Origin of the sequence: Tepidiforma flava, assembly GCF_027594505.1 — a bacterium.
Taxonomy (GTDB): domain Bacteria; phylum Chloroflexota; class Dehalococcoidia; order Tepidiformales; family Tepidiformaceae; genus Tepidiforma; species Tepidiforma flava.
Window position 1 is genome coordinate 1,949,875 of sequence record NZ_CP115149.1, and the last position, 12,708, is coordinate 1,962,582.

Here is a 12,708-nt window from a genome sequence, read left to right on the forward strand (position 1 = left end):
ACCTTCGAAAAAGCCGCCCGCATCGCCCGGTATGCCGCCGAGCGGCTCGCAGCCGCCCGGGACGGCGCCCCCCTCCCCGAGCCGCCCGAACTCCTCGCCGACCAGGCGAGCCTCCAGATCCTCTTTCTCGTCACGGCGGTCTCCCAGGCCGCCATCATCGCCATCACCGGCATCATCACCGGCCTCACCGGCCGCGAACTCGTCCGCGCCCTCGGCCTCCGCCGCTTCCCGCTGGGCGGCGCCTGGCTCCCGCTCGCGGCCGTCTTCGCCGCCTACGTCGGCACCTTCGCCTGGGTCCAGCTCGTCGATGCCCTCGGCCTGGCCTGGCTCGAACCCCGCAGCACCGTCCCCATCGAAATCACCCGCGACGACCTCACCCTCAGCATCGCCGCCGCCGTCACGCTCGTCGGCGCCCCCGTCACCGAAGAGCTCTTCTTCCGCGGTCTCGTCTTCGGCGGCTTCAGCCGCTGGGGCTTCTGGCCCGCCGCCCTCCTCTCCGGCCTCCTGTTCTCGCTCGTGCACTTCGACCCGGGCAGCGTCGTGCCCTTCTTCGCCATCGGCGTCGCCCTCGCCTGGCTCTACCAGAGGAGCGGCACCCTCTGGTATCCCATCCTCTTCCACTTCGCCTTCAACGCCGTCAGCTTTACCATCCTCGCGTTCGGATGAACGGCAGCCTTCGCCCCGCGCCATGGAACGAACTCCACGTCCTCGCGGGGCTCTGGCTGGCCGTCCTCGCGTACGCCATCCCGTTCCTCCTCATCCAGCCGGTTGCGAACCTGTTCGGCGCGCAGGCCGGCTTCCGCGACGCCGGCGACGCCTTCGAAAAGGCTGCCCGCATCGCCAGCTACGCCGACCTCGCGCTCGCGCGCGCCGCCGCCGGCAACCCCCTCCCCGACCCCCCGCGCCTGCTCGGCGACCCGATCGCCGCGCGCGTTGCCTGGGGCATGGCCCTCGTCAGCTCGGCCCTCTTCGTCGCGGTCGCCCTCCTCGCCCCTCGCCGCCCGCTCCGCGACGTGCTCCGCGCCGTCGGCCTCGACCGCTTCGATGCCGGCCGGCTCTGGCTCCCCGCCCTCTGCGTTGCCGTCGCCTACCCGCTCACGGGCCTCTACGCCGCCGCTGTTGCTGCCCTCGGCCTCGACCCTCTCATCCCTTCCCCCTCCCCCGAGGGGCTCGAGCCCGTCCTCCGCGATCCCGCCGCGCTGGGGCTCTACGGCCTCGCCACCGTCGTCGCCGCGCCCATCAGCGAAGAGGCCGTCTACCGCGGCCTCGCCTTCACCGGCACCCTCCGCTGGGGCTTCTGGCCAGCGGCAGCCTTCAGCTCGGCCCTCTTCGCGCTCAGCCACCGGGAGCTCGCCACCCTGCTCCCCTTCTTCGCCGTCGGCCTCCTCATCGCCTGGCTGTACTACCGCTCCGGCAGCCTCTGGGATGCCGTCGCCTTCCATGTGCTCTTCAACGGCCTCAGCTTTATCCTGCTCCTCGCGAGGTATTGACCGCCCCATGTCCCAGCGTCTCCGCGACACCTTCGCCCGCGCCCGCGAAGCCGGCCGCTCGCTCTTCATCGGCTACGTCACCGCCGGCTACCCCCGGCGCGACGAGACCGTCCCCATCCTCCTCGCCATGCAGGACGGCGGCGCCGACGTCATCGAACTCGGCGTCCCCTTCTCGGACCCCATGGCCGACGGCGCCACCATCCAGCACGCCAACCAGGTCGCACTCGAACAGGGCGTCTGCCTCGCCGATTGCTTCGACTTCATCCGGGCGGCGCGCGCGCAGGGGCTCACTGCCCCCGTCATCCTCATGGGCTACTACAATCCGATTCTCGCCCGCGGCGAAGCCCGCGCCTGCGCCGAGGCCGCCGCCGCCGGCGCCGACGGCTGGATCGTCGTCGACCTCCCGCCCGAAGAAGCCGGCAGCTTCCTCGCCGCCTGCCGCGCCCACGACCTCAGCTTCGTCCCCCTCGTCGCCCCGACGACCCGCGACGAGCGCATCCCCCGCATCGCAGCCTGCGCCGATGCCTTTCTCTACTGCGTCAGCGTCACCGGCACCACCGGCAAAGGCAACGTCGCCCTCGATGCCCTCCCCGCCTTCATCGAGCGCGTGCGTGCCCGGACGAACCTCCCGCTCGCCGTCGGCTTCGGCATCACCACCCGCCAGCAGGCCGAGGCCGTCCGCGCCATCGCCGATGCCGCAGTCATCGGCTCTGCTATAATCAGCGCCATCGACGCTGCGGCGGAAGACCGCCGCGCGCAGAGCGTCAGGGAGTTCGTGGAGGATGTCTCCGGCCGGTAGCGGACAGGTGATCGCGGCCCACAGACGGCCGGCTGCGCCTCAACAGGCGTGGCCGCGTCCCCCTGTGGGCCGTGCATATGGCAGTCCGCCGGCCGGGGCCTTTGGCGCCCGCCCATCCTGAGCGCACTGCCACCACACCCACGGAACACCCAGGAGGACCTGCGCGTATGCCCGTCCGCGGCGTCCGCGGCGCGACTACTGTCGACCGCAACCAGAAGGAAGAAATCCTCGAGCGCACCCGCGAGCTCCTCATCCACATGGTCGAGGCCAACGGGATCCGCACCGAGGACATCGCTTCCGCCTGGCTCACCACCACCCCCGACGTCTACGCCGAATTCCCGGCCGTCGCCGCCCGCCAGCTCGGCTGGACGCAGGTTCCCCTCATGCAGAGCCACGAAATGTCCGTCCCGGGCATGCTTCCCCTCTGCATCCGGGTGCTCCTCCACTGGAACACGGACAAAGCCCAGAGTGAAATCCGCCACATCTACCTGCGCGAGGCCGCCCGCCTGCGGCCCGACCTCGCCTCCCCAACCCCCTGAACTACCCCGAAACGGAGCAAAAGAACCCGTGATCATCGTCGTTTCCCCGGAAGCCACCCCGGACGACCTCGACGTCATCATCAAGCGCGTCGAGGAAACCGGCCGCCAGGCCCACCTCTCCGTCGGCCAGGAGCGCACCATCATCGGCGTCATCGGCTCCGATGAGCCCGGCCTCGAAGACGTGTTCCTCGCCCTTCCCCGCGTCGAATCCGTCCACCGCGTCACCCGTCCCTACAAGCTCGCCTCCCGCGACTTCCGCCCCGCCGACTCCGTCATCGATGTCGGCTACGGCGTCAAGGTCGGCGGCACCGAACTCGCCATCATGGCCGGCCCCTGCTCCATCGAAAACGAAGAGCACATCTTCGATTCCGCCCGCGCCGTCAAAGCCGCCGGCGCCAACATCCTCCGCGGCGGCGCCTTCAAGCCCCGCACCTCCCCCTACACCTTCCGCGGCCTCGGCGAAGAAGGCCTCCGCTACCTCCACGCCGCCGGCAAAGCCCACGGCCTCCCCGTCATCACCGAACTCATGAGCGTCCGCGACATCGACGCCGTCTGCGAATACGCCGACATCATCCAGATCGGCGCCCGCAACATGCAGAACTTCATCCTGCTCGATGAAGTCGGCCGCGTGAAGAAGCCCGTCATGCTCAAGCGCGGCCTCTCCGGCCAGATCGAAGAATGGCTCCTCGCCGCCGAGTACATCATGGCCCAGGGCAACCCCAACGTGATCCTCTGCGAGCGCGGCATCCGCACCTTCGAAACCGCCTACCGCAACACGTTCGACGTCAACGCCATCCCGCTCGTTCGCGAACTCAGCCACCTCCCCATCATCGCCGACCCCTCCCACGGCACCGGCAAAGCCTCCCTCGTCACCCCGGTCGCCATGGCCGCCATCGCCGCCGGCGCCGACGGCCTCATGATCGAAGTCCACAACAACCCCGACCACGCGCTCTCCGATGGAGCCCAGTCGTTGACATACGACCGCTTCGCCGGGATGATGCGCTCGGTCGGCGCTATCGCCGCTGCAGTCGAGCGGACGCTCCCGGGGGTGTGGGCGCCTGCCAGCGCGTGATAGCGCACACGGTCGCAAGACCGCGCCGGCGCCGCCTCAGCGGGGGGGCATCGCGCCGGCAGGAGCTATGGCAGAAATCTCGCTGCCCGTCTTCCAGGGGCCGCTCGACCTCCTTCTCCACCTCATCGAGAAGGACGACCTCGATATCACCGCCGTCTCCCTCGTCGCGGTGACCGACCAGTACCTCGCCGCCATCCACACCGGCGAAGGCTTCGACCCCTCCGCCCTCGCCGAGTTCGTCGCCATCGGCGCCCGTCTCATCTACCTCAAGTCCCGCGCCCTCCTCCCCCGCCCGCAGGGGGAGGAGGCGCCCTCCCTCGAAGACGACGACGTCGGCCAGGAGCTCGTCGAACTCCTCCGCGAATACCGCCGCTTCCTCCAGGTCGTCGACCTCCTCGAAGCCCGCCAGGACGCCGGCCTTCGCATCTACACCCGCCTCGCTCCGCCCCCCGACCTCCCCGAAGCCTCGCCCCTCGAAGGCGTCAGCATCGAGCGCCTTCACGCTCTCATGCTCAGGCTCCTCCAGCGCAAGCCCGCCGACCCGGCCCCCCGCGCCATCCTCCCCCGCGATACCGCCATCACCCTCGCCCAGCGGCTCGAGCAGTTCCGCGACCGCCTCCGCCGCCGGGGCCGCTTCTCCTTCCGGCGCGCCATCCTCGAATGCGCCAGCCGCCTCGAAGTCGTGGTCTCCTTCCTCGCCGTGCTCGAACTCCTCCGCGCCGGCGAAGCCGACGCCCTCCAGGAAACCCCCTGGGGCGACATCCAGGTCGTCGCCCTCGCCCCCGCCGCCTGACGGCCCGCGGCCTCCATCTTCCGCCACGCACCCGCCCCTGCTACCCTCACTGCAAGCGTCAAGAGGGCGTCCCCGCCCGGCAACCTGGTTATGCCTCCAAGGTGCCAAACCGACGCGGCCCTGCGGCCCCCGCCGCCGGGCAACAAAAGGCGGGCTTGCGGGAAGGCCCGCCCCTCGCCGCCGCACCCCAGCGGCACGGGGGGATTTTTCATGCCCGCGCGAAGGCAACTCCACCACCGAAAGGGCTCTACGTGTCCGAACGCAAGCTCCTCACCTCCGAATCCGTCACCGAAGGCCACCCCGACAAGATCTGCGACCAGATCAGCGACGCCGTCCTCGATGCCCTCCTCGAGCAGGACCCCGCCTCCCGCGTCGCCTGCGAAACCGCCACCACCAACGGCCTCGTCCTCGTCATGGGTGAGATCACCACCCACGGCTACGTCGATATCAACAAGCTCGTCCGCAAAACCATCGTCGATATCGGCTACGACTCCTCCGAAAAAGGCTTCGACGGCCACACCTGCGGCGTCATCACCTCCATCGCCGAGCAATCGGCCGACATCGCCCGCGGCGTGAACAACAACGACCCCCGCTCCATCGGCGCCGGCGACCAGGGCATGATGATGGGCTTCGCCTGCAGCGAAACCCCCGAATACATGCCTCTCACCATCTCGCTCGCCCACCGGCTCACCCGCCGCCTCGCCGAAGTCCGCAAAGCCGGCACCCTCCCCTGGGTCTGGCCCGACGGCAAATCCCAGGTCACCGTCGAATACGACGAGCACTGGAACCCCATCCAGGTCGATACCGTCGTCATCTCCACCCAGCACTCGCCCGACGTCGAAGACCCGGAGTTCATCACCACCCAGGTCACGAAGCACGTCATCGAACCCGTCGTCGGCCCGCTCCTCAGCAAGGACGTCACCATCCACGTCAACCCCACTGGCCGCTTCGTCATCGGCGGCCCGCGCGGCGATGCCGGCCTCACCGGCCGCAAGATCATCGTCGATACCTACGGCGGCGTCGCCCGCCACGGCGGCGGCGCCTTCTCCGGCAAGGACCCGACGAAGGTGGACCGCTCCGGCGCTTACGCCGCCCGCTGGGTCGCCAAGAACATCGTCGCCGCCGGCCTCGCCACCCGCTGCGAATTCATGCTCTCCTACGCCATCGGCGTCCCCGAGCCCACCTCCATCGGCATCGAGACCTTCGGCACCGGCGTCGTCCCCGATTCCGTCATCCTCGCCGCCGTCCGTCGCCTCTTCGACCTCCGCCCCGGCGCCATCATCGAGGACCTCGGTCTCCGCCGGCCGATCTACCGGCCGACCGCCGCCTACGGCCACTTCGGCCGCACCGACCTCGACCTCCCCTGGGAGGATACCTCCCGGGCCGCCGACCTCCGCGCCGCCGCCGGCCGCTGACCGCCGCCCCCGCGTGGACGCCATCCTCCTCGTCGGCGGCCAGGGCACCCGGCTGCGCCCGCTCACAGCCCGCCGCCACAAGAGCCTCGTCCCCGTCTGCAACCGGCCCGCCATCGACTACCTCTTCGCGTGGCTCGAGCGCTCCGGCATCCGCCGCGCCATCCTCGCCCTCGGCCTCGCCAATGAAGACCTCGCCGCCCGCTACCCCGCCGGGCGGCACCGCGGCCTCGAAATCCTCCCCATCATCGAAACCGCCCGCCTCGAATCCGGCGGCGCCATCCGCAACGCCGTCGAGACCGCCGGCATCGACGACCGCTTCCTCGTCCTCAACGGCGACGTCTACCTCGACTTCGATTTCGCCGCCGCCCTCGCGGCCCACGTCGAGCGCGCCGCCGACCTCACCCTTGCACTCCACGAAGTCGACGACCCCTCCAGCTTCGGCGTCGCGGTCTGTGACCCGGACGGCCTCGTCACCGGCTTCGTCGAAAAGCCGCCCCCCGGCGAAGCCCCTTCCCGCCTCGTCAACGCCGGCGCGTGGATCTTCGAGCGCCGCCTCGTCGACGAAATTCCGCCCGGCGCCGTCCGCGTCGAGGAGACCCTCTTCCCCTCGCTCGTCGCCCGCCGCCGGGTCGTCCTCGGCTACCGCTTCGAAGGCCACTGGGCCGACCTCGGCACCCCGGCCCGCTACCTCGCCCTCCACCGCGCCCTCCTCGGGGCAGGCGCTGCCATCCACCCCGGCGCCTCCGTTCACCCCTCAGCCGCGCTCGCCGGCGCCGCCGTTGGCGAAGGCAGCGTCGTCGGCCCGCGCGCCAGCCTGAGCGGCTCCGTCCTCTGGGAGCGCGTCCACGTGGGCGAAGCCGCCGAACTCGTCGACACCATCGCCGCCGACGGCGCCCGCATCGGCCCCGGCGCCCGCCTGCGCGGCTGCGTCATCGGCCCCGGCGCGACCATCGGCCCCGGCGCAGCGCCCCCGCCGGGCACGATCGTTGACGCAGACGGCCAGTATCATGAGCCCCATGCCGGATAACCCCGTTCGTTTCGGCACCGATGGCTGGCGCGCCATCATCGCCGATACCTTCACCTTCGAAAACGTCCGCGCCTGCGCCCGCGCCGTTGCCGACCACTTCGCGGAGCGCGGCGGCACCGCCCGCCCTCTCGTCGTCGGCTACGACACCCGCTTCCTCTCCGACCACTTCGCCCGCGACGTCGCCCGCGTGCTCGCCGCCGCCGGCTTCACCGTCCAGCTCGCCGGCCGGCCGGCCCCGACGCCCGCCGTCAGCTACCGGATCATCGAAATCGGCGCCGCCGGCGGCGTCGTCGTCACCAGCTCCCACAACCCCTTCAACTGGAACGGCATCAAGGTCAAACCGCACTACGGCGGCAGCGCCAGCCCCGAGATCGTCGCCGACATCGAACGGCGCGTCCCCGCCATCCTCGAAAACCCCGCCGGCGTTCCCATGGCGCCGGCCGGCACGGATGCCATCACCATCTTCGACCCCATCCCCGGCTACCTCGCCGCCCTCGGCCGGCAGGTCAACCTCCAGCGCATCCGCAGCGCCGGCCTCGCCGTCGCCGTCGACCCCATGTACGGCGCCGGCGCCGGCCTCTTCGCCGAACTCCTGTCTGGCGGCTCCACCACCGTCCGCGAAATCCATGCCGAGCGAAATCCCGCCTTCCCCGGCATCCGCGCACCCGAGCCGATCGAAAGCAACCTCGGCGAATTCCTCGACCTCATGGGCAGCGGCCGCTACCACCTCGGCATCGCCAACGACGGCGACGCCGACCGCGTCGGCCTCGTCGATGAGCGCGGCCGCTACGTCGACCAGCTCCGCACCTTCGCCCTCCTCATCAACTACCTCCTCGGCGAGCGCGGCCTCCGCGGCCCCATCGTCCGCTCCATCACCACCACCCGCATGGCCAACCTCCTCGCCGCCCGCTACGGCGTCGAATGCTTCGAAACCCCGGTCGGCTTCAAATTCATCGGCCCCCTCATGATGGAGAAAGACGCCCTCATCGGCGGCGAAGAATCCGGCGGCTACGGCTTCCGCGGCCACCTCCCCGAGCGCGACGGCATCCTCGCCGGCCTCTTCCTCCTCGACCATGTCGCCGCCACCGGCAAATCCCCCTCCGAACTCCTCCAGCAGGTCTTCGATATCACCGGGCCGCACTTCTACGCCCGCGACGACTACGACCTCGAGCCCGGCCAGCGCGACGCGATCCGCAGCGCCCTCGATGCCGCCGCTCCCGCCGACATCGCCGGCCGGCCCGTCACCGACAGCGACCGCACCGACGGCTGGCGCTTCCTCTTCGAAGGCGGCTGGCTCCTCTTCCGCCTCTCCGGCACCGAGCCCCTCCTCCGCATCTACACCGAAGTCACCGATGAGGCGCTCGTCCGGCCCGTGCTCGATGCCGGCGCCGCCATCGCCGGGGTCCGCCGGTGAGCCCCGCCTTCGAACCGGAACCCGCCGCAGCCGCGGTCGACCGCGCCGGCATGTGGCGCCACATCGCCGCCTTCGGCGACCTCCTCGCGCGCGAATGGCGCCGCTCCGCCGACCTCGAGCTGCCGCTCCCGAGCGGCCGCATGCCCGACCAGCTCGTCATCGCCGCCACCGGGGGCTCCGCCGCCGCCGGCGATATCGTCGCCGCGCTCGCCGCCCCGGTCAGCGAGATTCCCATCACCGTCGTCCGCGGCCGCGAACTCCCGAACTTCGTCGGCGAACGCACCCTCGTCGTCGCCGTCTCCTGCTCCGGCAACACCGCCGAGACGCTCGCCCTCTACGATGACGCCTGGCGCCGGGATGCTCCCCTCATCGCCATCACCCGCGGCGGCCGCCTCGCTGCCCGCTGCGAGGACGACGGCGTCCCGGCCTGGCGGTTCGACTACGACGCCCCGCCCCGCGCGGCCGTCGCCCCGCTCCTCGCGCCCCTCCTGCGCATCGTCGAGCGCCTCGGCCTCTACCTCGTCACGACCCCGGATATCGAGCAGGCCGCAGCCCGGTGCGCCGCCCTCGCCGCCGAGCAGCTGGCGGCCGGCTCCAGCGCAGCCCGGGCCGCCGGGGCCGCTGCCGGCCGCATCCCGCTCATCCTCGCCGGCGGTCCGCTCGTCCCGCTCGCCGAGCGCGCCCGCAACCAGCTCGCCGAGAACGCCAAGCTCCTCGCCGCCTCCGCTGCCCTCCCCGAAGCCGCGCACAACCTCGTCGTCGGCCTCGACCCGGCCCTCGCCCCCGCCCGCTGGACGCTCCTCGCGCTCGCCGCCGAAGGCGACCCGGCCGCGCCCTACCTCGAGGTCATCGAAGAGCTCGCCGCGTCCCGCGGCATCCCCTTCCTCCGCCTGCCCATCCCCGGCACCAGCCCGTTCGAGCAGGCCCTCGCCGCCCTGGTCACCGTCGACGCCCTCTCCTGGCAGGCCGCCATCGCCCGCGGCATCGACCCGACGCCGATTCCAGAAATCGAATCGATCCGCGAGCGCCTCGCCCGCCTTTCCTCCGCCGAAATATCGACGTAATCTGAAACCCTGCGGACCGAACGGAGGGCAATCGGCTAACCGGCCACCCCTCCAGCCATCGCCCCTGTGGGCAGTCGCGACCGCACGGCGCGGCAGGCATCCGGCGCCCCTCACCGGGTTCCGCCGGCTCCAGCGTTCGCTCCGCGGAAAGGGTTCCTCATGGCGCGCATGACAGGCGCACAGATGGTGCTGGAAGGCCTCCAGCGCGAAGGAGTCGAAGTCATCTTCGGCTACCCCGGGGGCGTCGTCCTCCCCCTTTACGACACCCTCCCCCAGTATCCCGGCATCCGCCACATCCTCGTCCGGCACGAACAGGGCGCAGCCCACATGGCCGACGGCTACGCCCGCGCCAGCGGCCGCATGGGCGTCTGCCTCGGCACCTCCGGCCCCGGCGCCACCAACCTCGTCACCGGCATCTGCACCGCCTGGATGGACTCCGTCCCCGTCTTCGCCCTCACCGGCAACGTCAGCCGCACCCTCCTCGGGAAAGACGGCTTCCAGGAAGCGGACATCACCGGGATCACTCACTCCATCACCAAACATAACTACCTGGTGATGCGCCCCGAGGAGATCCCCCTCACCATCCGCGAAGCAGCGCACATCTGCCGCACCGGCCGCCCCGGTCCCGTCCTCGTCGATATCCCGAAGGACGTCTTCCAGGAATCCGCCGAATTCGACTGGCCCGAACAGGTCCACCTCCGCGGCTATCGGCCCACCTACGAAGGCCACGCCGGCATGATCCGCCGCGCCGCCGAACTCATCGACCAGGCCCGCCGGCCCATCATCATCGCCGGCCACGGCGTCATCTGGTCCGACGCCCAGGACGAGCTCGTCGCCCTCGCCGAAAAGGCCGAGATTCCCGTCATCACCACCTTCCTCGGCATCGGCGCCTTCCCCGAAGCGCACCGCCTCTCCTACGGCTGGCTCGGCATGCACGGCATGTTCTACGCCAACATGGCCGCCGATAACGCCGATCTCGTCATCGGCGTCGGCATGCGCTTCGACGACCGCGCCATGGGCCGCTTCAAGGACTTCAACCCCGGCGTCAAAATCATCCACATCGACATCGACCCGGCCGAGATCGGCAAGAACTTCCCCACCGCCGTCCCCATCGTCGGCAGCGCCAAGAACGTCCTCCCCCGCCTCACCGAGCACGTCCGCGAGGCGAAGCACACCGAGTGGCTCCAGTGGATCGACCAGGTGCGCGAAGAGCACCCCAGCCTCCACATCCGCGAGAGCCGCCGCATGCTCCCGCAGTACGTCGTCCGCACCCTCTACGAAGAGACCGAGGGCAACGCCACGATCGTCACCGGCGTCGGCCAGCACCAGATGTGGGCCGGTCAGCACTACTTCTACAAGCGCCCCCGCCAGCTCATCTCCTCCGGCGGCCTCGGTACCATGGGGTTCGAACTCCCCGGCGCCATCGGCGCCCAGGTCGCCCTCCCCGACGCCGAAGTCTGGGCCATCTGCGGCGACGGCGGCTTCCAGATGACCATGCAGGAGCTCGCCGTCGTCGTCGACGAAAACCTGCCGCTCAAAATCGCCATCTTCAACAACGGCTACCTCGGCATGGTCCGCCAGTGGCAGCAACTCTTCTACGACCGCAACTTCGTCGCCGTCGCCATGACGCAGCCGGACTTCTGCAAAATCGCCGACGCCTACGGCATCCGCGCCATCCGCGTCGAAACCAAGGCCGAAGTCGCCCCCGCCATCCGCGAAGCCCGCGCCCACAAGGGGCCCATCCTCATCGACTTCATGATCGACCAGGAAGAGAACGTCTGGCCGATGGTCCCCGCCGGCGCCGCTCTCTCCGAAACCATCGAAGCCCCCGCCGAGGAGCTCGCCCGGTGAACCCCTCCCTCAACGGCCACCACCCCCGTAAGCGCGCCAACTACCACACCGTCGTCGCCATCGTCGAAGACAAGCCCGGCGTCCTCATGCGCGTCGCCAGCCTCTTCCGCCGGCGCGGCTTCAACATCGAATCCCTCACCGTCGGCCACTCCGAAATGCCCGGCCTCAGCCGCATGACCATCGTCGTCGACGGAGACAGCGCCCCCGTCGAACAGGTCGAAAAGCAGCTCTACAAGCTCATCGACGTCATCAAAGTCAGCGACCTCAGCCAGGAAGACATCGTCGCCCGCGAGCTCGCCATGATTAAGGTCCGCTGTAACAACGTGAACCGCCACGAGCTCCTCGATATCGCCAACGTCTTCCGCGCCGACGTCGTCGACATCGCCACCAACTCCATCATCCTCCAGGTCGTCGGCGACGAAGACAAAATCGACGGCCTCATCAAAATGTGCGAGCCCTACGGCATCCGCGAACTCTCGCGCACGGGCCGCATCGCCATGGTCCGCGGCACGAAGACCACCACCGTCCACGAACCCGAGCCCGAGCGCATCGCCCGCATCCACCAGACCCAGGGGCGCCGCGTCGAGGGAGACCTCCCCTTCTCCAGCGACTGACCGCCCGCGAGCAGCGAACCGCGGCGGGGTTCCCCCTTCGGGAGCCCCGCCGCCGCGTTTTCGCCGCGCGCCGTCCCTACAGCCCGTGGCCCCCGCCCGCGAGGCCGTGCTTCGCCCGCTCCTGCGCCTGCAGCGCCCCGATCGTCTCCGCCGTCCGGTCGAAAATCTGCGGCACGGGCCAGCCGTTCAAACCCGCGTACGTGTCGATCTGGCTCCGGTGGTGGATGTCGTGTTCCGCCATCATCGCCAGGATGCGCCAGCCCGAGAGCGCTCCGCCGCTGTCGATCATCGCCACCTTCCGCTCCAGCCAGTCATCCGGCGTCCCGCGCAGCAGGTCGCAAAACCGCTCGAAGCTCTCCGCCAGCGCCGGCACCCACAGCTCCCGCCGGCTCACGTCCGGCGGCGGCGGGCTCACCCAGCCCCGGCCCAGGTACGCGCTCGCGAAATACAGCCGCGAGCCGCACATGTGCCCCACCAGCTTGTTGATGCTCCACGCACCCTCGCCCTCGCCCACCGCGGGGGTCCAGCCGTCCGCCTCCGGCGGCAGCGCGCCGATGTCCCGCATCGCGCGCCGGTTCACCGCCTCGAAGTACGCGAGGAACGCATCGATAGAACGGTACATCGCCATCA

Annotated in this window: 13 protein-coding genes and 1 riboswitch; of the genes, 12 read left to right on the plus strand and 1 reads right to left on the minus strand. The window is 70.4% G+C overall.

Features of this window, described 5'->3' with window-relative positions; genetic code table 11:
• Positions 1–384: 384 nt before the first annotated feature.
• From O0235_RS10955 to ilvN, 12 genes are all read left to right on the plus strand, one after another.
• Complete coding sequence (locus tag O0235_RS10955) at positions 385–666, plus strand: CPBP family intramembrane glutamic endopeptidase (protein ID WP_270058068.1); 282 nt, start codon at positions 385–387, stop codon at positions 664–666.
• Positions 663–1,490 carry a CPBP family intramembrane glutamic endopeptidase gene (locus O0235_RS10960; RefSeq protein WP_270055824.1) on the plus strand — a complete coding sequence of 276 codons (828 nt, stop codon included), beginning with the start codon at positions 663–665 and terminating at the stop codon, positions 1,488–1,490. Before O0235_RS10955 ends, O0235_RS10960 begins: the two co-directional genes overlap by 4 nt.
• A gap of 7 nt (positions 1,491–1,497) precedes the next feature.
• On the plus strand, positions 1,498–2,289 hold the full coding sequence (trpA, locus tag O0235_RS10965) for a tryptophan synthase subunit alpha (protein WP_270055825.1): 792 nt from the start codon (positions 1,498–1,500) through the stop codon (positions 2,287–2,289).
• 167 nt (positions 2,290–2,456) lie between these two features.
• Entirely contained in the window at positions 2,457–2,828 is a 372-nt protein-coding gene (gene aroH, locus O0235_RS10970) for a chorismate mutase (protein ID WP_270055826.1), read from the plus strand.
• Between the two features lie 28 nt (positions 2,829–2,856).
• Positions 2,857–3,900: a 3-deoxy-7-phosphoheptulonate synthase gene (gene aroF / locus O0235_RS10975; RefSeq protein WP_270055827.1), complete on the plus strand. Its 1,044-nt coding sequence runs from the start codon at positions 2,857–2,859 to the stop codon at positions 3,898–3,900.
• Positions 3,901–3,967: 67 nt separating this feature from the next.
• The gene (locus O0235_RS10980; RefSeq protein ID WP_270055828.1) at positions 3,968–4,693 is read left to right on the plus strand and encodes a segregation and condensation protein A; all 726 of its coding nucleotides are present in this window, start codon (positions 3,968–3,970) and stop codon (positions 4,691–4,693) included.
• 50 nt (positions 4,694–4,743) lie between these two features.
• Positions 4,744–4,850, plus strand: a riboswitch (SAM-I-IV-variant riboswitch).
• 94 nt (positions 4,851–4,944) lie between these two features.
• A complete protein-coding gene (gene metK, locus O0235_RS10985) occupies positions 4,945–6,108 on the plus strand; it encodes a methionine adenosyltransferase (protein WP_270055829.1) in 1,164 nt (387 codons plus the stop codon).
• A gap of 13 nt (positions 6,109–6,121) precedes the next feature.
• Positions 6,122–7,135 (plus strand): nucleotidyltransferase family protein, encoded by a 1,014-nt coding sequence (locus O0235_RS10990; protein ID WP_270055830.1) that lies wholly within the window; start codon positions 6,122–6,124, stop codon positions 7,133–7,135.
• The gene (locus tag O0235_RS10995) at positions 7,125–8,549 is read left to right on the plus strand and encodes a phosphoglucomutase/phosphomannomutase family protein (RefSeq protein ID WP_270055831.1); all 1,425 of its coding nucleotides are present in this window, start codon (positions 7,125–7,127) and stop codon (positions 8,547–8,549) included. Before O0235_RS10990 ends, O0235_RS10995 begins: the two co-directional genes overlap by 11 nt.
• Complete coding sequence (locus O0235_RS11000) at positions 8,546–9,613, plus strand: SIS domain-containing protein (protein ID WP_270055832.1); 1,068 nt, start codon at positions 8,546–8,548, stop codon at positions 9,611–9,613. Before O0235_RS10995 ends, O0235_RS11000 begins: the two co-directional genes overlap by 4 nt.
• Positions 9,614–9,772: 159 nt before the next feature.
• Positions 9,773–11,464, plus strand: a complete 1,692-nt coding sequence (ilvB, locus tag O0235_RS11005; protein WP_373324316.1) for a biosynthetic-type acetolactate synthase large subunit — start codon at positions 9,773–9,775, stop codon at positions 11,462–11,464.
• The gene (gene ilvN, locus O0235_RS11010; RefSeq protein ID WP_270055834.1) at positions 11,461–12,078 is read left to right on the plus strand and encodes an acetolactate synthase small subunit; all 618 of its coding nucleotides are present in this window, start codon (positions 11,461–11,463) and stop codon (positions 12,076–12,078) included. The genes ilvB and ilvN overlap by 4 nt, the downstream gene beginning before the upstream one ends.
• A gap of 76 nt (positions 12,079–12,154) precedes the next feature.
• On the opposite strand, the gene O0235_RS11015 is transcribed toward ilvN, so the two are convergent.
• On the minus strand, positions 12,155–12,706 hold the full coding sequence (locus O0235_RS11015; RefSeq protein ID WP_270055835.1) for a DinB family protein: 552 nt from the start codon (positions 12,704–12,706) through the stop codon (positions 12,155–12,157).
• Between the last annotated feature and the right edge of the window lie 2 nt (positions 12,707–12,708).